At 51.8% G+C, this 21,797-nt stretch carries 14 protein-coding genes; 2 read left to right on the top strand and 12 right to left on the bottom strand.

Translation table 11 applies throughout. The annotated features are described in order from the left end of the window. Positions 1–44: 44 nt before the first annotated feature. From AAC019_RS08755 to AAC019_RS08745, 3 genes are all read right to left on the bottom strand, one after another. A complete protein-coding gene (locus AAC019_RS08755) occupies positions 45–2,801 on the bottom strand; it encodes a TonB-dependent receptor (protein ID WP_339898379.1) in 2,757 nt (918 codons plus the stop codon). 348 nt (positions 2,802–3,149) lie between these two features. Then, positions 3,150–4,814, bottom strand: a complete 1,665-nt coding sequence (locus tag AAC019_RS08750; protein ID WP_339898378.1) for a family 43 glycosylhydrolase — start codon at positions 4,812–4,814, stop codon at positions 3,150–3,152. A gap of 23 nt (positions 4,815–4,837) precedes the next feature. Beyond that, entirely contained in the window at positions 4,838–5,842 is a 1,005-nt protein-coding gene (locus AAC019_RS08745) for a substrate-binding domain-containing protein (protein WP_339898377.1), read from the bottom strand. 885 nt (positions 5,843–6,727) lie between these two features. Between AAC019_RS08745 and AAC019_RS08740 the strand changes: the two genes are divergently transcribed. Further along, positions 6,728–9,739, top strand: a complete 3,012-nt coding sequence (locus AAC019_RS08740; protein ID WP_339898376.1) for a TonB-dependent receptor — start codon at positions 6,728–6,730, stop codon at positions 9,737–9,739. 187 nt (positions 9,740–9,926) lie between these two features. Here AAC019_RS08740 and AAC019_RS08735 read toward each other — a convergent pair whose 3' ends face one another. From AAC019_RS08735 to uxaC, 3 genes are read right to left on the bottom strand one after another with little or no spacing between them, the layout of a single operon-like run. Then, complete coding sequence (locus AAC019_RS08735) at positions 9,927–11,111, bottom strand: pectinesterase family protein (protein ID WP_339898375.1); 1,185 nt, start codon at positions 11,109–11,111, stop codon at positions 9,927–9,929. After that, entirely contained in the window at positions 11,111–12,583 is a 1,473-nt protein-coding gene (locus tag AAC019_RS08730; RefSeq protein WP_339898374.1) for a mannitol dehydrogenase family protein, read from the bottom strand. Before AAC019_RS08730 ends, AAC019_RS08735 begins: the two co-directional genes overlap by 1 nt. 9 nt (positions 12,584–12,592) lie before the next feature. Then, positions 12,593–14,008: a glucuronate isomerase gene (gene uxaC, locus AAC019_RS08725; RefSeq protein ID WP_339898373.1), complete on the bottom strand. Its 1,416-nt coding sequence runs from the start codon at positions 14,006–14,008 to the stop codon at positions 12,593–12,595. A gap of 384 nt (positions 14,009–14,392) precedes the next feature. Here uxaC and AAC019_RS08720 point away from each other — a divergent pair, with 384 nt between their 5' ends. Beyond that, complete coding sequence (locus AAC019_RS08720) at positions 14,393–15,349, top strand: sugar kinase (protein ID WP_339898372.1); 957 nt, start codon at positions 14,393–14,395, stop codon at positions 15,347–15,349. A gap of 64 nt (positions 15,350–15,413) precedes the next feature. Here AAC019_RS08720 and AAC019_RS08715 read toward each other — a convergent pair whose 3' ends face one another. The 6 genes from AAC019_RS08715 to AAC019_RS08690 all read right to left on the bottom strand — a co-directional run bounded on the left by AAC019_RS08715 (position 15,414) and on the right by AAC019_RS08690 (position 21,572). Continuing rightward, positions 15,414–16,697 carry a right-handed parallel beta-helix repeat-containing protein gene (locus AAC019_RS08715; RefSeq protein WP_339898371.1) on the bottom strand — a complete coding sequence of 428 codons (1,284 nt, stop codon included), beginning with the start codon at positions 16,695–16,697 and terminating at the stop codon, positions 15,414–15,416. A 38-nt stretch (positions 16,698–16,735) separates the two neighbouring features. Further along, on the bottom strand, positions 16,736–17,119 hold the full coding sequence (locus tag AAC019_RS08710; protein ID WP_339898369.1) for a VOC family protein: 384 nt from the start codon (positions 17,117–17,119) through the stop codon (positions 16,736–16,738). A gap of 16 nt (positions 17,120–17,135) precedes the next feature. Beyond that, complete coding sequence (locus AAC019_RS08705; protein ID WP_339898368.1) at positions 17,136–18,440, bottom strand: TRAP transporter large permease; 1,305 nt, start codon at positions 18,438–18,440, stop codon at positions 17,136–17,138. Positions 18,441–18,498: 58 nt separating this feature from the next. Beyond that, positions 18,499–18,993, bottom strand: a complete 495-nt coding sequence (locus AAC019_RS08700) for a TRAP transporter small permease (RefSeq protein ID WP_339898367.1) — start codon at positions 18,991–18,993, stop codon at positions 18,499–18,501. A 14-nt stretch (positions 18,994–19,007) separates the two neighbouring features. Further along, entirely contained in the window at positions 19,008–19,985 is a 978-nt protein-coding gene (locus AAC019_RS08695) for a TRAP transporter substrate-binding protein (RefSeq protein ID WP_339898366.1), read from the bottom strand. A 531-nt stretch (positions 19,986–20,516) separates the two neighbouring features. Beyond that, positions 20,517–21,572: a LacI family DNA-binding transcriptional regulator gene (locus AAC019_RS08690; RefSeq protein WP_339898365.1), complete on the bottom strand. Its 1,056-nt coding sequence runs from the start codon at positions 21,570–21,572 to the stop codon at positions 20,517–20,519. Positions 21,573–21,797 lie beyond the last annotated feature (225 nt).

The following is a 21,797-nucleotide window of genomic DNA, read 5'->3' as shown; positions in this document are numbered from 1 at the left end:
GAGTGGTAAAAAGTGCTCAAAAACCGTCGTTCTGGGGATAAAGATTACATGGTGTATTTAAAGCCTACGGTAAAGACACGACCGGTATGGTCCCACTCATAGCGGCGCTTATTTTCAAGGTCGGTAAAGCGATCCTGATAATTGTCGGTCAAGTTCAGCGCTTCAAATTTTAAGTCGAAATTCTCAGTTAGCGCGTAACCGGCTGACATATCCACGTTCATTGTGCCTTCGTAGCCTTCAAAGCGGTTATTGTTACCACTGGTGCTGGTCAGGTAATCATCGCGATACGCTGCAGAAATACGAGCGTTAAACTTATCGTCTTCATAGTAAAGCGTGGCGTTGTACGAGTTTTCTGACAGGCCAAACAAACGCTCGGTGATAGTATCGTCACCGAAGGTGTAGTCCACATCGGAAGTCACATAGGTGTAGTTTGCAATTACACCAAAGTTATCCAAAATTGTGTCTTTACCACCGAACACCGACAGAGGCGACTGATAAGCAAGCTCAAAACCTTCGACCTCACCGCCGGGGCCATTATCGATAGATGAAATCGTCCATGGCTGACCTTCAGGGTCTTGGCCTGCGGGCGATGTCGGGTTCAGCAAAGAAAGCGGCAAACCGGTAGAGGCATAAGTACCCTCCGACTCTGAACCAATGGGACGAGACTCAATGTCTTTGTAGAACAGCGCTAGCGACAATACCGACTGCTCGGCAAAGTACCATTCTACAGACGTGTCTATAGAGTCGGCGCGGGTCGGATCCAGGTAGGGGTTTTTATTGGAGACCTTGTAGTTAAACGTATCCACGCTACCGCCTGGGCTCAAATTACCCAGTCCTGGACGGGTCATCACTTGAGCTGCAGCAGTTCGCCACACTAAATCATCAGTAATCCACAAGGCGGTATTAAACGAGGGCAGCACATCATCATAAGGGTCACGATCGATCGTGCGCCATAACTCTCCGTTATAACCCGATGAGATCTGATCTGTTTCAACATAACGGACGCCTACATCGAATAGAAAGTTCATACCAGCCAATTCAGTATCGCCGTTTAACTGGATAAACACACCCAGATCTTCCTCTTCTACATTGCGAATATTACCTGTATCCTCTTTTAATGGCTGATTAAACAGATCAATCTCATTGATCCACGCATCCAAGTTGGGGATTACCCAGCTGGTGGTGCTTCCCCCCGCTACGTCATCATCAAAGTGGTAGACTTCACTAAGATCAGCCGTTCCCTGAATACCGTACAACTCGTTCTCGCCATCGCCGTCGGGGTCACAGTTAAAATCGATATTCTCGTTACCGCATACGGTAGAATCGCGACTATAACCGGTTGTTTCGAAGGTAAACTTCTTATAGCTGGTCCCAAACTCCAGGCTAAACACATCATTCATTTGCCAGGTGAAATCGATGGTCACATTGTCGTAAGCGTGCTCTACGCTGCTGGGGCGATCGCGAAACTCTGACATTTGAAAGTTGGTCGGGTCGGTAACGTCCGGCCCATTAAATGCCAACACAGGATTTTCATCATCGCTGTAGTCGTACATATAACCGTTGTAGTCACGGTCATCGTACATAAAGGTAATTTCGTGCGAGAAGTCCAGCGTCGAGGTAGATTGCCCCACTAGTGCGTGCATAGAAAAGGTATCGCTAAAGTCGTGCTCGATATCGATACCAATTTGGTCAAACTCGGTGGTCCAGGCTTTTTCAAAGTTCTCGTTACGCACCCACGCGTTATTCATCTCCATCATAGTAAGGTTGTTGGTCGAGGCATCGTAGGTGTAATCAAGTACATCCATACCATCTTCATTACCACGAAGTAGAACTTCACCCCACTTTTCACCACGCGAAGCATCCAGCTCTGAATAGAGCGCATCGATGCTCACTTTAGTGGCATCGGTGGGCCGGAACTGCAAGCTACCGGTTAACCCCAAACGCTCGCGTTTAACTTCAATTTGACCATAACGTGGAATACGGGGGTGAAAAGCGTTACTTACTTCAGCGCAACCCGCATCACCTGGGTTGGCCGCACAATCTACGCCTTTAACCGACTGAAACTCAGCCTGCTGCCAGCGCACGGTGTTTTGTCCCAGCTCTTCGGTTGTGGTATCAGAGTAAGCCGCCGAAACAGAAGCACCCCAGACACCCTCGGGGTCGTGATAGGCAAACAAGCCCGACACCCGTGGGCCAACGTCTTCGGTCAAATCGTTGTACTGACCTTCGACATTTGCGGCAAAAGTGACGCCCTCTTCGTAGTTAAATGGGCGGCCGGTGTTTAAGTCGACCACAGCGCCCAGCGAGCCTTCGTCCACATTGGCGGAAGCTGTTTTACGTACCACGATAGAGTTAAATAGCTCTGAGGCAAAGACGTTAAAGTCAAACTCACGACCTCGGTTAGGCCCGCCCTCACCGCCGGTGGCGGCCATTGCCTCCATGCCGTTGATACGCACCCGGGTAAACTCGCCCGATAAACCGCGTACCGATATCCCACGCCCTTCACCCGAGTCGCGGGTAATGGTTACACCGGGGATACGCTGGAGCGATTCAGCCAGGTTTTGATCGGGGAAATCGGCAATATCTTCGGCCATAATGGCATCGACAGTACCCGTTGCCTCGCGTTTAACATCCAGAGCCTGCTCCAGACTCTGACGGAAACCCGTCACAACGACTTCTTCCAGAGCCATTTGCTCTGCTGATTCTTGGGCATTGACATGAGCCGCCATCGACAGGGTCATCGCAAGTACCGATGAACTGGTCAATAGTTGGCGCCTTACTGAACTTTTAGCAAGTGACATAAACTTCTCCTAGTGTGTTTATTATTTAGTAACTAACAGGTCTATTCATCACGCCCTCACCTCTGGCTCAGAGGTATACCGGGGCTGTTATTATTAAATTGAGCAAAACCTCATCTACGAAGCTGTAGCGAAACCCAAATTTGGCCTAACCATAAACCGCAAAGAAAAACCAAATCAGACTTACCAATTAAAGTTGATTAAACTTTACTTTTCAAGGAAAAACCGCCCAAAACCACCATATATCGTGGAAAAATACGCCCATTTTTGGTATTACCAAAAAAACAAAAGTACTCCCCACCCCGAAGCTAAAACACCCCGGGAACCACAAACATCTTTATTTAAACGCCGTCATGGTAAAGCTCGGTAGACCAAATTACGGAAGATAACAGCGCCGTCACCGGCCGCATAAATCGCCGGGCGCAAACTCATAAATCCGTAGGCCACGTTATGGTGGTAACCAGACACCTCCATTTGGGTGTCATATTTAGTCCAGTTATTACCGCCATCGGTGCTGTAGTGAATGGTCAGAATGTGGCGGTCATTAGTCACCCGCAGACGCAATTTTTTGCCCCGGGGCTTATCACTAAAGCGCTGATCCATGCCATAGCGATGCAGCAGCAGCTTATCCTCCAGCACCCCCACACCGGCGTAGAGCTTATCGTTGTAAAACAATAAGGCACCGCCCATGGCGCCCGGGGTGATCTCAACATCCACCTCGAACTGATAGGCTTGATCGCCGGCGACAAAAGTCATAGGCGAAGAGTTAGCAGGCGAATCGCCTTTGGCATCGAGCTTTAAATATGGGCCCTGCTCGTCAACACCATAGTGCAACCGCTCTTGCTCACTGATGTCACCCCGAAAAAAGCTCCACTGCACACCAAACTTGTTCTCACTAAAGTCATCGGATAGCGGCATACCGTGCTTGATGCCATCAATGCCCCCATCGGGCTTGGGAATAGGTTTACCCACATCATAGCCGGCGGACACATACCAACCGTCCTCGAGCCACTTAATCGGTTCGAGCAAGCTCTGGCGCCCCAGCGTGTAAAAACCGTTTTCGTAACCGTGATACATCATGTACCAATCGCCTTTGGTGGGGCCCTCAACCACAGTGGCGTGCCCCCGCGACCACCATTTTTCGGCGGCGGACTCAGTGCGAATAATCGGGTTATAGGGTGAGTTCTCCCACGGGCCGTGGACGCTTTTAGAGCGCGCGGTAATCACCATATGACCGGTGGGTGGGCCAGCGGTGCCACCTACCGCAGTGGTCATATAAAAGTACTCGCCGCGCTTCATCATTTTTGGCCCTTCCTGGGCGTAACTTTCTACGTCCCACTCCTCGGGGTATTGCCAGCCGTCGTACACGTGTTTCATCTCACCCACGTAGCTCAGGCCATCGTCAGATAACTGCACGTAATCACCGTGCGAGAAAAACAGATAGCGTTTGCCGTCCTCCCCCACCAAGTGTCCCGGATCGATACGGTCGGGATACTCCTCGTTGGGGTCGAGATCCACCGGATCAGACCAGGGGCCGGCAATATCGTCCGCCCAGACAACGTAATTGGAGTTATGCCCCGGGTACTTGGCCGGGATATACACATAGTAGCGCTCGCCATGTTTGGTCAGCTCGGGCGCCCAAATACTGCCGACGTACTTTTCCAGCGCCGGGCCCACAGGCTCCCAATTGACCATATCGGTGGAGTGCCAAATCGTCAACGCGGGATAGGACTCAAAGGTGGAGAACACCATGTAGTAGTCATCGCCATCTTTTAAAATGCTCGGGTCCGGGTGATCGCCCGCCATAATAGGATTGAGATAAGTGCCGTCACCCATGTCTGCCTGACGCTGCCCCTCATAAGTGGTGGCCCATTGCTGACAACTGGCAATAAAGGCATTGCCAAGGTTGTTCGAGCACTCGCGCGCCGCTTGCCCAGAGGCTTGCTGACTGCTCTGGCAGGCCGATAAAAGCACCACGGCACCAAGGGCCGTCACCAACGTCGTTATCGTTTTCATAAATCACCTATTGCTTGTTGCGATCACATATTTCTAGCCACTAACGTCAACGGCGAGATATGCCGCCCGATAGTGGCGTGGCCTGTCATTAGCCCCTGCATCTCGGCAAAGGCCAGATCAATCATGTGCGGACAATCTTGCCGCATAGAGCAAACCGGGTTGGGTAAAAAATCCAGCATCGTGTTGTCATCAAAGGTGGCCAACACCTGCTCGCAAGAGTAGCCCCGCTGCTCTGCGCGCAAAGCGGCCAGGGCACCTTCAAAAACAGGAATTGAGGAACTCACTAACACGGAGGGTAGGTTTTGGCCCGCGCGCAAATAGCGGTGCATGGCGTTTTTGCCATCGCTAAAGCCGTTGCGCGGCGCCTGCTGCACATGCAAGTTTTTGCGGGGCACCCCGGCTTCTTTTACGGCGCGTTTGATGCCCTCTGTACGGGCGTCAATCGACGGCATAAAGGGGTTGCCAGCCAGCAGCAGGATCGAAGGGTCACGCCCGCTCTGACGGCAAAAGCTGATTAACTTTTGGCCCAGCTCAAAACCGGCACGCTCGTTATCGGACACCACTACCGGGTATTCCGACATGCCAAAATCACGATCGAGCAGAACCAGGCGATTATCAAAAAGCTTAGCCGCCAACTTGGCGTTGGCAGGCACTAAAAAAAGCCCATCGACATTGCGCTGCTGAAAATTATCAATTAGTGCTTGCTGGTTTGCCTCGCTATCGTCACAGCAAGCCACCATCAACTGCAGCCCCGCCTCACGACAGCGACACTCCAGCAGCTCGGCAAGGTAGGCAAAATAGTGATTCGACAGGCGAGGCAATATCAGCGCCAGCGTATCGGTGCGCTTTAAGCGCAAACTGCGCGCCGTGTGATTAATTTGGTAACCATGCTCATCAATATAATCGCGCACCCGGGTTTCCGTGGCACGGCTAATACGATACTGACGCGCTTTGCCGAGCAGCACCAGGCGAATAGTGGTTACCGACAACCCCATATGGTCGGCGATATCATCGACGGTTTGAGCCATAGCGTTCCCAGTTATTGTTATTGGGTGCATTGCAGACTCCAGGGCAAAACCCGGAGCCTTACCAAAATAATCATTTTGGCTTTACCGATTTACAGAAAATATATAGTACATAATTTGCTAATGCGAGTTAGCAATAGGCTAAAACACAAAAATGGCACCAAAAGCTGCGTAAAAGAACGCCTTTTACCTCCCCCACCTGCTGATGGCGTGTATTTCTGGCGGCAACCAGGCACTTGGCTGGCAGAAGACATAGCGCAAAACGCGAACAACAGCGGCCGCGCCGTGTAGAACCCCGTCAAACCGTGACTCAGCAAGCTCAAAAAGTACCGACGTCATCTTTTGCGCAACCAATAACTGACGGCAACGGCGGCTTTTTTGGCAAGCACGGCACTTAATTAACTTTACTGCCGGGCTGCAAAACACCAGCCCAAAAATGGTGCAAGCCACTGAAAACACAGGAATTTACGGGTCGATTTGGTGCAAAAAGATACTGTTAATTAAGCGCGCTTTTCTTAACCTATCTTTTCTATGGCCCGCTAAGGCAGGCCGTTATTGGCCCTCTTGTCAAACACTCACCACAGCGGACACTCACCACCGAGAAGTGATGTATCAATACGATAGTTAATTTCATAAGATGATCTGACAACGTTGTCTTGGCGACCACATTCAGAATAAACCGGTTACATGGTGATCGGTAAAAACCAGCAACACTGCCCCGAAGAGGCCACCTAATTGGTCTGACAACGCTAAAGCGACAAGGTGGTAAGTACCGGAGCGCGACAACGCGCGGGAACAGAATTACCGGAGACGCTGCTAACCAGCAGCTTAGCCAGGAAGGCATTGCTAGCGCACTCACACCAACAATACCAAAGCATTGAGGAACTCATGAAGCAATCAAAACGCAACCATTTTAATCGCCGGCTATTGGCATCATCGATCGCCACGGCGCTATTCAGCGCGGCAGGTGTTTCAGCACAAACCGACGCTCCCATAGAAGAACTCGTGGTGACTGGCGTGTACGCCTCGCAACAAAACTCGGTCAATATTAAACGCGACTCCGCATCTGTCGTTGATTCAATTTCGGCCGAAGACATTGGCAAGCTTCCGGACGTCACGATTTCGGACTCGATTCAGCGCGTGCCAGGGGTTCAGGTAGAGCGAACCGCCGGTGAAGGTGGCCCGGTACAAATCCGCGGCCTGGGGGATGTGGCTACAACCTTAAACGGTGAAAGCTTCTTGAGCGCAACCACCATCGATAGCTCTGGCGCAAACTTTGGTGACCTACCCTCTCAGCTCTTTTCCGGCGCCGATGTTTATAAGTCGCCGTCGGCAAACCACGCCGCCTTTGGCATTTCCGGGGCGATCAATCTAAAAACACGGCGCCCGTTTGACTTAGACGAAGGCTGGACCTTCTCCGGCGCCGCCGAAGTAGATACAGGGACCATTACCGAAGAGGCCGACCCAACTTTTAATGCCTTAATCGGTTGGAACAACGAGAAGCTGGGCTTTCTTATCAGTGCCGTCACCACCGAAAAAAACTTAGCGTCAGATTTTAACGGTTATTTTGATTCTTCTGAAAACGGCGGTATCGGTGCTACATTTAACAATCACTACTCTAATACGCCAAGTGTAAACCCTGAAATCTATCACGTTTCCCCACAAGGGTTTGGCGCGTTTAAAAAACAAGAAGAGCGTAATCGCGATGGAATCAACGCATCCTTTCAAGCAATGGTTACAGACTCGGTAGAAATTACCGCCGATTACTTTTATAGCAAGCAGGAGCGGTTCAACCGGCGTGCTGGCTTCTCTATGAATAACCGCTGGCAATCCTTCAGCGAATACCTGTATGTTCCAGAGGGTGAATTTCTGGATCATGACTTTGTCGTTCTTGACGACGATGGTAACGAGCAACAATGGCGCACAAGCGACACCTTCGAAGTTAATCCTTACCGAATGCAATCGTTCTCACAAACTAACTTCAATTTAGAGGACTCTGAAAACGCCAATATAGAAGTCAACTATGATAATGGCGGCCCACTAACAGCAAACTTCAGAATCACCCACGCCACGGCCTCGGCAAAAATGCGTCACGGCTATACCGAAGGCGACATGCTGAGCATTGACCAAGGCTCCATTGTGACGGGCCCCGGCGGGCTCATGCCAGCCGAGTACTGTGGCCCCGACGATACGCCAGTCGGTGATAACGGAGGCTGTTATGTCTCCTATTCTCCTGGCGGCATTGAAGACAGCAATTTTAATTTGCGTTACGACGCATCGGGTGAACATCCGGTCTTTTCGGGTTTCGATCAAATTGTTGAGGGTGGCCAGGGGCAAATGAGTGTCGCCGATTACATGCGAAGCCAGGACTCCTATCATGTGGGCGCGATCGCATCCGAGGGCAACACACGCGACAAAGGTGAACTAGACACCATAAGTGCCAACTGGAGCTACGAGTTTTCCGATACGCCCTTCATATCGAGCATAGATATGGGGGTAAGAAAAAGTGAACGTAAAGTCGACCACGAGCTTTACGACCTGTTCAGTACCATGGAAGAGACCGGCTGTTACGCTTTGTGGAAAGCGGTGGATCAGTTTGCCGGTACACCAGAGTGTGACATGAGCCTTCCGCAGGGCGAGTACGTCGATGGCAAGTTTGAAAACTATACGCTAGTGCCGCCGATGCAAAGTGCCGATTACGCCGAGATGATTTGGGTCGATGATTTCAGCGGCGTCTCTGGGATTCCTGGCGTCTGGGTTGCCAACCCGGAAATTTTCGATGATGTGGTGTCTTATCAGGAGTCTATCTATGGCCCGCAGGACGAGGTCATCAACCCCGGGCAGTCATACAAGGTCGCTCTCGACGAGTTCAGCTACTTTCTGCAAGCCAACTTTGAGCATGGCCCAGTGCACGGTAACGTAGGTGTCAAAGTTATAGAGACCGACCTGCAAGTGATACAAAACATTGTGGGCGATGCCATCCCACACTCAGGCAGCAATTACGATATTGGCGATGAGATAACGCAACGCAGCTATACCGATGTATTGCCATCATTAAACGTCAACTATGACGTTACCGATGACGTCAAGTTGCGCTTTACTTACGCCGAGACCATGCAGCCCCTCGATCTGCTGCGTTGGGGTGGGGGCAAATCCATCGGGCGTGTGTACAACGAAGATTGCGACTGTATGCGAGTATTAAACGGCAGTCTTTCCGGTAACCCTGAGCTCGACCCAACCCGGGGTGACAACACCAACATTAGTGCCGAATGGTACGTTGGCAGCGCCTCGATCTTGAGCGCCGCGCTCTATAAAATCAACATCGATAGCTTCATCCAATCTGGACGAGTTATGGTCGATGAGCCCGACGCCGACGGCATTAACCGCGGGCCTCACCCGTTTACCGCACCCGTACAGGGCACCGGCGGTAAAGTCGAAGGGGTTGAGCTGGCGGCAAAGATCGCCTTTAGTGACTTCATGGACGGTTTTATTTCCAACTTTGGTTTTGATGTCAATTACACCTATTCAGATAGCTCGCAAGATGCCGTTGGCTTTGGCGGCAAAGAGGTGCCTTTTGTTAACAACTCCGAAGACACCTACAACATTGTAGGCTGGTTTGAAAACGACTACCTTTCAGCGCGCCTGGCTTACAACTTTCGTTCACCACGCCTAATCACTACAGGAGATCTGGATACGGGCTATCAAAGCCTTTATCAAGACGACTATGGTCAGCTGGATATGAACGTGACCTGGGATGTTACCGACTCGGTCGCTTTGTACCTAAACGGCTCCAACATCACGGAAGAGTTTCAGCAAACCTATCTTGAGTTCAGCGACCAAAAAGCGTTTCAGAATATCTACGAGGCCCGCTGGTCTTTAGGGGCCCGGGTTAACTTTTAACATTATTAAGGGTATTTGGTGGATGCCCCATGGGGCATCCAACCGATCTTGAGAAAAGGAGAGCTCAAGTAGAGTCAGGGCTGATTCCTCACTATCGCTTTTGCGGCCTGATTATTATCGGGCCGCCTTTTTATCCCACACAATTTATCAGCTCGCCCTCTGGGTCACTAACCGGGCACGCCCTCAACTACTGAGTCAGCTCTTTTTTAAAGCCAGCAATAAAATCTTTCAGTGCGCGAACCTCAACATCCGTAAGCCGCTGTCGGGATGGATGCGTGTTGTCTCCCGGGCCACGGCTGCCCGCTTCAAAGAATCTCGACTCCTCTGGAGTAAACACCCGACTTTTAGTGCCATCGCGAGCGGTACCACCCATGCTGGCCCAGCCCTCTTTGTGAATATGGCTGTCCATCCAGGTATCAATATATATGGCCGACCCAATAGCCTCGGGATCCGCGTATCGACCATCGGGAAAGGTCGTGGTGGGGTGCCAGGGGCGACCGAGGGATACGCTATTTTCTAGTACGCCCTCTTCCCGCACGAGCGTAGAGTCGATAAAAACTAACCCGTAAGGCTGGTTAATATTCGTTGACGGCGCCGTTAAGTGCCCCTGGATATCCCCGGCCGAAAAAGCCTTGGCGCGTCGACGCGAGACAATTTCACACTGATCAAACACCGCAAATCCATCGCCAAAAATAAAGTCGACATTGCCACTTATGCGAGTTTTGTAGAAATAACTACGCCCACCGTCGGAAAATACGGTGTCTTGATAACCGTCGATAACACTGTCCGTGATCAGCGTTCTATCGCTGTCGACATCCAGTAATAGTGCAACCGCTTGCGAGTGAGATAACTTTTTAGGATCGCTCTTATCCAGCCCGTCGTTGGCAAGAAAATCGAAGCTGTTTTCGATATGCAGGTTATGTACCTGCACACCTGTGGCGTTGATAGTAAGAGTGGCCGAGCCGGGTGTTCCCCAGTCGTCCCGATGGTACTTTCCAGCCATACCCGCATAGGCGTCAAAATAAATACGCGGTAAAACACCATCGGTTGTGATGCCTTGCAGCGATACATTGTCGCGCTGAATGGTAATTTTCTCGTAGTACTCACCGGGCCAAATCGCCACACGATAGCGCCCCGTTTTGGGCGCAGCGGCTAGCGCTTTTGTTACCGACTCATAACGGGGTAAGTCACGATACTGATCTGAAATATCAGCCAGCTCAGCGGCGGGCACGGGTGACACCAGCGCATGGTAGGTGGGCTCGGCGCGCGCCAAGTCCACCCCCACCAGCATCACCGCGATCACCAGAACAAACTGAACGACTCTAGCCCAGCCGACGTTAACTTGCCCTAAAGCGCTACGCCCCCAGACCATTAGGTTAACTCAGCTTTTAATGCAGCCAAAACGCCCTGCTCGTTTATCCGCGTCAGCCACTGGGTGGTAGCCGCCAACACTTTCTCGTTGCCTGCCAAGCTTTCACCAAACACCTCTTTGACATTAAGGACGGCGCGAACAGTTGCCTCTGGTGTATCACTGGCGTCGCACAACGCTTTTAAGTCAGAGGCAAGAGGGTCTTGCACATCAATGGCTTCGCCTTTTTCGTCTACCCCCGATACGTAGCGAATCCAAGCCGCTAACGCGAGACACAAAAGGTCGAGGTTGCCTTCACCCTCTAGCTGCGCCTGCAGCGTTTGCAACCAGCGCTGAGGAATTTTTTGCGAGCCATCCATCGCAATCTGCCAGGTGCGGTGCTTTAAACCCGGGTTGGCAAATCGCTCGCGCAGCTCTACCTTGTAGTGCTCCATATCAAAGCCCGCGGGCACAGTCAGAGTTTCGCTCACCTCGCGATCCATAAAATATTGGCACAGCTTAGCCAGCACCGGCTCGCGCATAACCTCGCTGACGTAATCAAAACCGGCCAGATAACCACAGTAAGCCAGCAGAGAGTGACTGCCATTTAACAGACGCAGCTTCATGATTTCATAGACGTGGACATCGTCTACCAGTAACGCGCCAACATCCTCCCAGGCGGGCCGGTCAGAGCAAAATTTATCTTCAATCACCCACTGACTAAAAGGCTCCGCCAACACCATACCTTCATCGCGCAGCCCCAACTTACCTTCCAGCTCCTGGCGATCGGCATCTGTGGTAGCCGGCACAATGCGATCGATCATGGTGCAGGGAAAGGTCGTATTGGCGCGAATCCAAGCCGCCAGCTCATCACTGACCTGCCCGGCATACTGCAAAGTGACTTTCTCTAACACTTCACCGTTGTTGGGTAAGTTATCGCAACTTAATACCGTAAAGCTGTCTACCCCTGCCTGGCGGCGGGCATCGAGCGCGGCGACAATAAAACCAATGGCTGACTTAGGTGAGCCGGGGTTAGCCAGATCGTGTTTAATATCGGCATTGCTAAGGTTTAGGTTCCCGCTTGCCGGATCGTGGCAATAGCCTTTTTCGGTCACCGTTAACGACACGATTTTAACCTGAGCATCGGCCATTACCGCCAACAACTCTGCTGGAGACTCGGGCCCCACCAGCACATCTTTAACCGCCCCCACGACCTGAAACTTTTCGCCTTCCGGGCCGCGTTCGACAATGGTGTACAAACCATCTTGTTCAGCCAGCTGATCTTTAACGGTGGGCGAGCGCAGGCTCGCACCGATAATCTGCCAGCCCGAGGCACCCTTGTTGAGCAAAGCCTCGGTGTACCACGCCTGATGGGCGCGGTGAAAGGCACCTATGCCCAAATGAACAATTCCGGCTTTGCTGTTCGCCCGGTCGTAGCCGGGCGTGCTAGCCACGCCCGTCACATTCGCGAGTGTTTGATTATTTAAGCGCTGCATGAAAAATCCTTAGTCGAGCTTGTAAGCCTGCTTAACAAGTTTGTAGGTTAAATCGATTGCCACCTCGCGAGCTTCGTCTTCCGGCAGGCGATGCTCTGCCACCAAGCGGGCTAAGAAATTACAGTCCATACGGCGAGCCACATCGTGACGCGCCGGGATCGACAAAAACGCCCGAGTATCATCGTTAAAACCAACGGTGTTATAAAAGCCGGCGGTTTCGGTAATTTGCTCGCGGAAGCGACGCATCCCCTCCGGGCTGTCGTGAAACCACCACGAGGGGCCCAACTTAAGCACGGGGTAATGTCCGGCCAACGGAGCTAGCTCGCGGCTGTATACGGTCTCATCCAGCGTAAAGACAATAATCGACAAGCGGGTATCGTTACCGTACTTGTCCAGCAAAGGTTTTAACGCCTTGACGTACTCAGTTTGCGACGGAATGTCCGCCCCTTTATCGCGGCCAAAATCGCGAAACACATTGGGGTTGTGGTTGCGGAACGAGCCCGGGTGAATCTGCATCACCAAGCCATCTTCGATGCTCATACCGGCCATTTCTGTCAGCATTTGCCCGCGAAACTGCTCGGCCTCCGCCGCGGTGCAGTTACCGGCCAGCGCTTTGGCAAATAGTGCTTCACACTCGGCAACCGACAAATCTGCGGTGGTCGCCGTCGGGTGGCCGTGATCGGTTGAGGTGGCGCCAAAGGATTTAAAATATTCACGCCGGTTCATCAAGGCCGCTAAATAACCAGACCAAGTATTAGTATCTTCACCGGTAATTTCCCCCAGCTTGGCCACGTTAGCGGCAAAGCCTTCAAAGTCGGGGTCAACCACGGGGTCGGGGCGGTATGCGGTGATTACGCCACCGCCCCAGCCACTGTCGCGAATTTTTTTATGGTGACGCAAATCGTCCAATGGCGACTCGGTAGTGGCCAGATATTCGATATTGAAATTTTCCATCAGCGAGCGCGGCAAAAACTCGGGCTTTTGCAGGTAGCTGTTAATGCGCTCATAGTATGCGTCGGCCGTATCGGCACTTAAAACCTGATCTAACTCGAAGACTTCTTTAAAAACATAATCGAGCCACATACGCGAAGGCGTGCCGCGAAATGCCCAGTAGTGGTCGGCAAACAAGCGCCAGATTTTTTGTGGATCTTGCTCCACCGCGATACCGGATTTACTGGGCACCCCCAGTGACGGCAGCGATACCCCCAAGCTGTAGAGCATACGAAACACGTAATGGTCAGGCTTGATCAATAAGTCGGCGGGGTTGCCAAACGGCTGATTCTCAGCAAACCAGCTCGGGTCGGTATGACCATGCGGGCTAACAATTGGCAGGCTCTTAACTTCTTGATAGAGTCGACGCGCGATAGCGCGGGTAGTTTCATCAGCGGGAAACAGACGATCTGGGTGTAAATTCAGTGCACTCATGATGATATTATTACCATTGTTAAAAGATTGGGCAAAAATCAGCCTGACCAGCCATAGGATTTTTACGCACTAAGGTATGACCAATTTATAGTTACAAATGTCTGCGCCTATGTCAATGGCGCCATCGAATACCGCACGGGAAATATTGACTCAGAGCAAGGCCGCCGGGTGCTGGCATCAAAACAGCACGGCGGCCTTAGCAGGCTTATAGTTTTACAGACTATAACATAAAGTGAGTACCAGAGCGCGCATCTAAGTCACACAGAGTAGCCATCGCTTGCACACCGGTCTGACCAATTGTAAAATCCGGCGCAAAGCATACATTTATCAAAGACGGCCCAGCTGACTTTAGGGCCTCAAAACACATAAGAGAGTGTAGACACCATGGCAAAAATTGCCTGCATCGGCGAGGTTATGATCGAGCTTGCCGCCAGTGAACCCAGCGGTGACGGCCGCGAATTCAAGGCCCTGTCCTACGCGGGTGACACCTACAACACCGTGGTTACCTTGTCCCGTCTGGGTGCCGACACGGCTTATATCACCCGGCTCGGCGACGACCATTACAGCGACGCCATTATCGCGCGCCTGCAAGCCGAGCAAATCGACACTCAGGCCATTGTGCATCAAGAGGGCACGGTGCCCGGCCTTTACATGATTCACAACAGCCCCGACGGTGAGCGCGAGTTTTTTTACTGGCGTTCGCAGGCTCCCGCCCGGGCCTTATTTAGCCAGCAGCAAGAAATCGTGATGCTCGAAGACGCCCTCAGCGACTACGATATGATCTACCTTTCCGGCATTACCCTGGCTATTATTAGTGAAGACGCCAGACAACAATTGCTGGCCTTTTTACGCCGTTTTAAAGAGCAAGGCGGCCAAGTCGCGTTTGACAGCAACTATCGTCCGCGCTTGTGGCAAACACCCGAGCAGGCCCAGCGCGCTATGAGCGAGCTACTCTCGGTGACAGATTTGGCCCTGCTGACACTGGATGACGAAGAGCTGCTATGGGGCGATGAAGAGGCCGATTCGGTCGAAGCGGTAAAAGAGCGCTACGCCGCTTACAATATCGAAGAGATTGTGCTCAAGCGCGGCGCCCAAGATGTGATTATCTTAAACGCTGAACAACAAACGCGCGTAGCGGTACCTAAGGTAGAAAACATCGTCGACACCACGGCTGCAGGCGATACCTTTAATGCCGGCTATCTGGCAACGCGCAGTGCCGGGCAATCGGCCGAAGCCGCCGCCCAACAAGCTTGTCGCTGTGCGCGCGTTATTATCCAGCACCGCGGTGGCGTTATTGATCGTGAACTTTTCCTTAGCGAGCTGGCACAAAACAACCAGTAACAACGCGACTGCAACACAAAAAAACGGCGCCTTGGGCGCCGTTTTTTATGTATCAAAGGCTGCTCTAACGATACTCCTTTGGCACAAAGCTCAGCAACCAATCGGCCACCTCATCGGAATTGGCAGGCACCTCTAACGCCCGACGCACTGCGGGATAATCAGGATAGCCACCAACCTCTTCTTGGGAGTCGATAATCCGTCCGGTTTTACGCCGCACGGAATCCACAATCCGCAGGTCCACTTTATCGCGCTCCCACGGCCGCGAGCCGGCATGCGTTAGCACATGATCGTAAGTTTTATTAAGCGCTAGCGGCTGCAGGCCTTGCGGCCAAACCGGCGCCTTATCCAGCAAGTTAATATCGCCCTGAACCTGCGCCATATCACCGCCATCGAGGTTTAATACTTGGTTATCTTTTAGGTATACATCACCTTGATACGATACCAGTGCCAGGTCGGAGTAAGTATCTCTACCATAAATAAGCTGATTACCGACGACTGCAACCCGGGGGTTGCCGGGGCTAAGCTCGTGCCCTTCCCACTCGTGGGCAATATAGCCAAGCTGAATCGCAGCATTACCCAAGTTGTACATTAGATTATTCACCACGACCCCCGTCGCATGGGCTTTAAAATAGGGGTTGCGACGGTCGTTATGCGCAAACAAGTTGCCCACAACGGCAATGTCCTGCACGTAATCGTGAATCAAAATACCCTTAGAGTGCTTGCCCTTTTTGTGCGTTGCGTAATCCAGCGCTTCGGCAATAATAGAGTTGCTAAAAGTTACGCGCCCCGAGGTAGCCGCCGGCCCCTCATAGCGCTCGCCCGAGGCAGACATGTTTTCATCCACCGCCCAACTGGTAGAGACGTGATCGATATGCACATTCCGGGCTTTGGCTCTGGAAATACCAATACCGTCCGGTTCCCAGCCTGATAACGCTGGCTGATCGTTGGTACCTGGGCGAACGGCAATATGACGAATGCGCACATCGTGGGTACGAATACTGATCCCACCCCGGATAATAGTAATGCCTGGGCTCGGAGCGGTTTCCCCGGCAACCGTTACAAACGGCTCGGCAATATCCAGGTTACGTCCGGCTAAATTGATAACGCCGCCAACCTCAAAGACAACAACGCGTTTGCCCGGCTGCGCAAGCGCGGCTCGCAAGGAGCCCGGGCCACTCGCCGCCAGGCTGGTCACCTTGAGCACCTCGCCACCCAAACCGGCCGTCGTATCGGCACCAAAGCCTTCCATCGCCGAAAGATCCACCGCATTGGCGGTAAACGCACACAGCGACAATAACGACAGTGCCAAGCACCACATCCGCTTAAAACAAGACCCCGATTGACTCATAACTTTACCCCGTTAGCGTTAAAATGCAGCAACCAGCTCTACACCATTGGGTTACCGCGCTTACAAAGTTGAACCGCAAAACCCCAGGGATCTTTCAGCATTAACAACACCGAACCGTCATTGAGGCGCACGTCGTCGACCACCTTACAGCCGGCGGCGCACAAGCGCTCGGCGTCGGCTTCGGGATCTTCCGAGACAAACGCCAAGTGCAGGGTTAAGGGGTTCATCGAGGGGTAATCCGGCACCTCGTCGGGCGGGTTGTTATAAATCTCGATCATTACCTTATCGGTGCTATCGGCCAAAAAGTGTGTGTGGGGCGCTTTGTTAAATTTATGCTTAACCGTAAAGCCCAAGTGTTGACAATACCAATCAGCCACAGCAATTGGATCTTTTACATTAAACGCAAAGTGTTCGATTCGCATCACAGCACTCCCAGTATTATTTTTCGTACAGGCCAAAGAAGGTGGGCAAGAACTCACTAATGGCCGGAACATACGCAACCAGTAACAAGACCACCACCATAGCGGCATACATAGGCATCAAGGGTTTTATCAGCTTGGCAATAGAGGTTTTTGCAATACCACACCCGACAAACAAGACCGCCCCCACCGGTGGCGTACACAGGCCGATACACAAGTTAAGCACCATCATAATGCCAAAGTGCAGGGGCGACATGCCCAGCTCCATCGCCACCGGCAAGAAGATTGGGGTAAAAATAAGCACTGCTGGGGTCATATCCATAAAGATCCCCACCAGCAGCAAAATAATATTAATGGTGAGCAGGATAATAAACGGATTGTCACTCAGGCCCATCAGGGCGGCGCTAATATTTTGCGGAATATTTTCGTAGCTCAGCATCCAGCTCATAGCGGTAGAGGTGGCAATCAAGAGCATCACAATGGCCGTTGTCTCGACAGCCTTAATAAAAATTTCGGGCAGCTCTGGCAGCTTTACCTCTTTGTAGACGAATACCGATAACAGCAATGAGTAGAGAACGGCAATCACACTCGCCTCGGTGGCGGTAAAAAAGCCGCCAACAATGCCGCCAATCACCAACACAATTAAAAACAAGCTGGGCACCGCATCGAACGACTTTTTAGCCAGCTCTTTCATAGTCGGCACATGCCCAACCGGGTAACCATGCTTTTTGGCATAAACGGCACACACCGCCATCAGGCTTAAGGCGACCAAAATTCCGGGTAAATAACCGGCAATAAACAAAGCGGCAATAGACACCCCGCCACTGGCCAGCGAGTACACAATTAAAATATTACTGGGCGGGATAAGCAGCCCGGTGGTCGACGATGCAACGGTTACAGCGGCGGTAAAGTTTTTATCGTAGCCTTCTTTCTCCATTGTCGGAATCATAAAGCCACCGATAGCGGAAGTAGCCGCTACCGCCGAGCCGGAAATAGCGCCAAACAGAGTACAACTAATAATGTTTACGAAGGCCAGACCGCCAGGGAGCATACCAATAAGAACTTTGGCAAATTCAATCAGCCGATGGGCGATACCGCCGCGCCCCATCAACAACCCGGACAACACAAAAAATGGAATGGCCAACAACGCGAAGCTGTTAATACCACCCGCCATTCGCTGGGCGACGGTGACTGCCGCCGGGCCAAAATCGATAGTGAACAACATGGCCGCGAAGGTCGCAATGCCAATACCGATAGAGATCGGGACATTCAACACAAGCAGGACCACAAAGGTCACCAGCAGGACAATTACGGACCAATCCATCTTTCTACCTCAAATTATGTTTATTTTGTCTGGCGTTAGCGCAGCTCGAACCAAGCTGTTACTCGTAAAACTCGACGTGATCCGGCTCTGGATCACCATTGACAATACGATCAAAAGAAAAAAGTACGATCAGCACCCCACTGAGTGGAATGACACTGTAGAGATAGCCGATTTTAATTTGCAGGGCGGCGGACATCTGCCCCAAATCGAGCGTCAGCAGCATTAACTTGGCGCCCCCGTAAATCATAATCACACAGGCAAATAGCGCGCAGACCACGCTAATAAAAATATCCAGCTTGCGCTTTGCATCGCCCTCTAATTTTTGCGAGAGGATATCTAGCCCCAGGTGCGCCTTTTTGCGGTAAGCATACGCAGCGCCTAAAAGCCCAATCCAGACCAACAAAAAGCGCGCGAGCTCTTCGGTGTATGAGCTTGGCTCCTGCAGGATAAACCGGGTGGCAACCTGCCAGGTTACATCCAGCACCATTATGGCCATTAGCAGCCCCAAAAAGGCCCCCAAAAACTTTTCTATCACTGCGGTTAACTGCTTCATGGTCGACTCTTCGCTTACATCGCTTTAAAGGTTTGGATCAAATCGTACAGTTCGGTTCCTTTGTAGGATTCGTGCATAGGCTCTACCCGCTCCATAAAGGGCTTTTTATCGGGGCGAATAACGGTTACACCGGCCGCCTCTACCGCAGCCAACGCCTCGGCGGTAGACTCAGCCCAGAGCTTGCGCTCGTACACCACGGCTTCGTCCATAGCCTGCTGTAACCACTGCTGCTGTTGCGCGCTAAGGTTGTTCCAAATATAGCTAGAGATCAAAACAATATCGGGCACGTATGTGTGCTCGTTGAGGGTGTAGTATTTACTGACCTCGTAGTGCTTGGAGGTGTAAAAGCTTGGCGGGTTGTTCTCGGCCCCATCAACCACACCTTGCGACAAAGCCGTGTAAAGTTCGCCCCATGAGATGGGCGTACCCGAGCCGCCCAACGCCTGCACCATACGCAGCGCCGTTTGGCTTTGCTGCACACGAATCTTCAAGCCTTTTAAGTCTTCAGGCGAATGCACCGGGGTATCGGTGGTGTAAAAACTACGGCTACCCGCGTCAAAATAACCTAAGCCACGCAGGTTCACCGAATCACCGGATAACAGCAGCTTTTCACCTTCGGCGCTGTTAAGCACCCGCCAAAAGTGGTCGTTATCGCGAAATACATAGGGAATATTAAAGACCTTCATGGCGGGCACAAAACCCTCCATGGGGCTGGACGAGACTTTGGTCATCGCCAGCGAGCCGATCTGCAACAGCTCCATCAGCTCGCGCTCATCACCTAGCTGACCGCCCGGGTAAATATCAATGCTCATTTTTCCGCCCGAGATACTGTCGAGCCGCTCGGACATAAACACGATAGCCTGGTGTACCGGGTGCGTTTGATCCAGACTGTGGGCCATTTTTAAGGTTTTGATATCGGCTTCTTTAGCACAGGCTGAGAGCAGCACAGTGGCAGCCAAAAACATTATTGCTTTAATCCAGCTCTTACCCATTCTTACATCTCACAGGTTTTTATATTTATTTAGTAGGCTCCGGAATCATACAGGGTATAAAAAGAGCGGGCTATCAGAATTAGAGTCAAAACGACCATAAGAGTCGCTGACTCAGCCTGAATCACCCGCACAACCTAAGCAAAGACTTAGGAGAGCCACATTAATTGGCCAGACCAGATAACATTAAGCTCAAGCCTTGGAGTGACTAGACCACCAACATCCAGGCCAAAAGTCGCCAAACAACCTGCCTGACCAATCAAGGTAATAGTTGCATATTGGACTACCAAAAACAAGGGGTGGCTGACCACTTTTATCACGCGAGGGAAAATTACCATGGCCGCACCGCGGCACAAACAAGCTGGCCACCAAATCATCACGTGTTGATAGACCTAAAGGGGGGGAAAGCTGGTATAAAAAACGGGCCAACAAGTGGCCCGTTACTGTGCAGGTATGGTACTAACGCCAAAATAGCCGATATAAAAGTGTTATTCGGCGCCACAGGCGGCGCCTATCACCCCACCTCCAGCCAGGCTAGCCGGGTCGATCCCCCATCGTTGAACTGCGGACAACAATAGAGTGCGGCAGAATATCGCGCTTATTGAGCTTAATGCCCAGTAGGCTGTCCGCTCTGATGGCCTCAATCAATAGATCCACCGAATCGGTGGACATCTGATCAATAGGCTGTTTTACCGTCGTTAACGGCGGCCATATGGAGCGGGCAATGGCGGTATCATCAAAGCCGGCAACCGCGATATCCTCCGGCACACGAAGACCGCGGCGATGTACGGTGGCAATCACCGCACTGGCCATATCATCATTGCTGGCAAAGATCGCACTCACGGGCTCGCCCGAGTCCAAAATTTGCTCGCAAGCGGTCATGCCACCGGCAAAATTAAAATCACCCTCGGCAACCAACGCCTCATTGATCACAACACCGTGTGCCGCCAATGCGTCACAAAATCCTCGGTAACGGGTAGCAGAGACCCCCTGACGGCGATCGCCTTTGATAAAACCGATATCCCTATGGCCGGCATTAATCAAGTATTCGGTCATCTCGTAAGTGGCCTGATAATCGTCGATAGAGACGAACGCGGAGCGATCGAGCTCCAGCCCTGGCCCCACTCTTACATAGCGAACCCCAGCCTCTTCCAGCGCATCGAGCAGAGGTAAAAACTCACACATTGGCGGCGGCAGTATTACACCATCCAGCATATACCGGTTGGTCAGCCCACTCACCGTTTCTACAACATTGCCGGCACCAAACGAGCACGACTCCAGTACCAGGTGGTATCCCAGCTCGTTACAGCGCTGCAAAACACCAATCAGATACTGACTGATGTAACTACCTAAAGAGTTATCGTAAAAAAAACCAAGAACATAGGATTGCGAGCCAGATAAGCTGCGCGCCGATACGTTAAGGCGATAGTTAAGTGCACTTACCGCCTCCATTACCCGCTCGTGAGTGGACTCTGACACCTTGTCGTTATTGAGCACTCTAGACACCGTCATTATCGATACCCCAGCGCGGCTGGCGACATCTTTCATGGTGACTTTCTTGGCTTTCCCCGTGCGCTCTCTGGTACTCATGAGTCTACTATTCCATTGGTAGGTGATCGTTCGGAGCAAAACCGCTGAAGGCGCTTATTATTATACGAAGGTACTCAGAGCCTTCCGCCACTTTGCGAAGAACTTCTTGATACCATAAATACAAAAAAAACGCCACGAGGGCGTTTTTTTTGTGCGATCAAAGCGTCAAAATTACTCGATGATTTTGGCAACCACGCCGGCACCAACGGTACGACCACCTTCGCG

This window comes from uncultured Gilvimarinus sp. (assembly GCF_963975215.1).
In the GTDB taxonomy this organism is placed as follows: domain Bacteria; phylum Pseudomonadota; class Gammaproteobacteria; order Pseudomonadales; family Cellvibrionaceae; genus Gilvimarinus.
Note: the sequence above shows the minus strand (reverse complement) of the source record. Positions and strands in the feature narration are given on the sequence as shown.

Coding starts and splice junctions, on each gene's coding strand:
- AAC019_RS08710 (WP_339898369.1), bottom strand. CDS start 17,119: ATGCGAATCGAACACTTTGCGTTTAATGTAAAAGATCCAATTGCTGTG.
- AAC019_RS08695 (WP_339898366.1), bottom strand. CDS start 19,985: ATGGGTAAGAGCTGGATTAAAGCAATAATGTTTTTGGCTGCCACTGTG.
- AAC019_RS08720 (WP_339898372.1), top strand. CDS start 14,393: ATGGCAAAAATTGCCTGCATCGGCGAGGTTATGATCGAGCTTGCCGCC.
- AAC019_RS08755 (WP_339898379.1), bottom strand. CDS start 2,801: ATGTCACTTGCTAAAAGTTCAGTAAGGCGCCAACTATTGACCAGTTCA.
- uxaC (WP_339898373.1), bottom strand. CDS start 14,008: ATGAGTGCACTGAATTTACACCCAGATCGTCTGTTTCCCGCTGATGAA.
- AAC019_RS08730 (WP_339898374.1), bottom strand. CDS start 12,583: ATGCAGCGCTTAAATAATCAAACACTCGCGAATGTGACGGGCGTGGCT.
- AAC019_RS08690 (WP_339898365.1), bottom strand. CDS start 21,572: ATGAGTACCAGAGAGCGCACGGGGAAAGCCAAGAAAGTCACCATGAAA.
- AAC019_RS08735 (WP_339898375.1), bottom strand. CDS start 11,111: ATGGTCTGGGGGCGTAGCGCTTTAGGGCAAGTTAACGTCGGCTGGGCT.
- AAC019_RS08745 (WP_339898377.1), bottom strand. CDS start 5,842: ATGGCTCAAACCGTCGATGATATCGCCGACCATATGGGGTTGTCGGTA.
- AAC019_RS08700 (WP_339898367.1), bottom strand. CDS start 18,993: ATGAAGCAGTTAACCGCAGTGATAGAAAAGTTTTTGGGGGCCTTTTTG.
- AAC019_RS08750 (WP_339898378.1), bottom strand. CDS start 4,814: ATGAAAACGATAACGACGTTGGTGACGGCCCTTGGTGCCGTGGTGCTT.
- AAC019_RS08705 (WP_339898368.1), bottom strand. CDS start 18,440: ATGGATTGGTCCGTAATTGTCCTGCTGGTGACCTTTGTGGTCCTGCTT.
- AAC019_RS08740 (WP_339898376.1), top strand. CDS start 6,728: ATGAAGCAATCAAAACGCAACCATTTTAATCGCCGGCTATTGGCATCA.
- AAC019_RS08715 (WP_339898371.1), bottom strand. CDS start 16,697: ATGAGTCAATCGGGGTCTTGTTTTAAGCGGATGTGGTGCTTGGCACTG.